We start from the raw sequence: 1203 nt of genomic DNA on the forward strand, positions 1-1203 counted from the left end.
GACTCACCCAAGATTTCAGCTTTGACTTCTGATTTAGCTTGAGTGACTGCTTGTGAGATAGCCTGCGTCATTGCTGACGTGCTAACCTTGGTTTTCAATTCTTCGTTAACTCGTTTGTTATCTTCTCCCAATGTGCGGGCAAATTCTGTTAATTTTGTAGTTTCCATTTTTTTCTATACCTTTCCTAAGTTGTAAAAAAAGAGTAGGTCTGGAAATTCCGGACATACTCCACCATCTGTTACTGTTTTTTCTGCAAGTTGTTTTTCAACTTCCTTTGCTATATCCAGCTCCTTGAGAGCATGGACTTCCTCTGTGACCAATTCTTTATCTGAAGCCACTATCTTGATATGTGTCTCTTTGTCGCTCGGGAAAATATACCCACCAGCGCTAATCTCTAAGCGGTATTTCCCAATTGGTAAGATAGTGTCCAGATTAAAATTCACGCCTGAGTTTGTGACAGTTACGCTCTTCTTCCATTGGTACTTGCCCATGGTCAGACTAACGACCGCCACCTCCCCATCCAGAGAGGGGACAGCTCGATAATCTTCGTCTAAGAGGACAAATCCAAAGGTAGAAGCCACATCACCTTGTTTGATGAGGTAACCACCATCCACTTGAGCAAGATTGGTCGTATTGAGATTACAGACCATTCTGCGCCCCTTTCTCGTCTTCAACTAAGATGTCGTCTCTGATTTGCAACGCTTCAAAATTGTTGTACAAATGGTCAATGTAGCCATTACCGCCCAAAGCTTTATAGCTATTGTGCATATTCTCCACTACATAGAACTCATCCTTTGTGGTAAATCCACGACGGATTGCCCTGCGAATATCACGATCAAGGCGCATCCTCATCGTGACAAGGTGCGCATCGTCGTGTAGTTTTAGCTTTGCCTGCACTTCGTCGATTTTGGTGTTGCTGTCGCATGCAGTTTCTTGGACATCTTTGATTTTACCTTTGACATCATTCAATTCTGAAATGATTTGGTCTGTTAGTTCCTTTGATTTCTTCGGCATTTTATAGCCAAGCCAAGCAACGACGATTGGCGTGGCAACTGGTAGCACATTCATGAAGAAATGCTCTATTTGTTGTAAGACGTCCATAAGCACCTCCATTATTGGTTAGGTGTAACTGTTGTAGCAGGAGGTTCTGCAGTTGTAGGTGCCACGGTAGCTGTCGTAGAAACTGTAGCTACTGGTGCGACA

At 43.4% G+C, this 1203-nt stretch carries 2 protein-coding genes; both read right to left on the reverse strand.

The features are described from left to right. Positions 1-173: 173 nt before the first annotated feature. Positions 174-650 (reverse strand): hypothetical protein, encoded by a 477-nt coding sequence (locus N8M20_RS10110; protein WP_261080501.1) that lies wholly within the window; start codon positions 648-650, stop codon positions 174-176. After that, positions 640-1101, reverse strand: coding sequence for a hypothetical protein (locus N8M20_RS10115; protein WP_261080502.1), 462 nt, complete (start codon positions 1099-1101; stop codon positions 640-642). The genes N8M20_RS10110 and N8M20_RS10115 overlap by 11 nt, the downstream gene beginning before the upstream one ends. Positions 1102-1203: the final 102 nt, after the last annotated feature.

It is taken from the genome of Streptococcus mitis (assembly GCF_946190275.1).
Classification (GTDB): domain Bacteria; phylum Bacillota; class Bacilli; order Lactobacillales; family Streptococcaceae; genus Streptococcus; species Streptococcus mitis_DC.

What these genes read in the sequence shown, in the direction of transcription:
- N8M20_RS10110 (WP_261080501.1), bottom strand. Translation starts at nt 650, where the DNA reads ATGGTCTGTAATCTCAATACGACCAATCTTGCTCAAGTGGATGGTGGT.
- N8M20_RS10115 (WP_261080502.1), bottom strand. Translation starts at nt 1,101, where the DNA reads ATGGACGTCTTACAACAAATAGAGCATTTCTTCATGAATGTGCTACCA.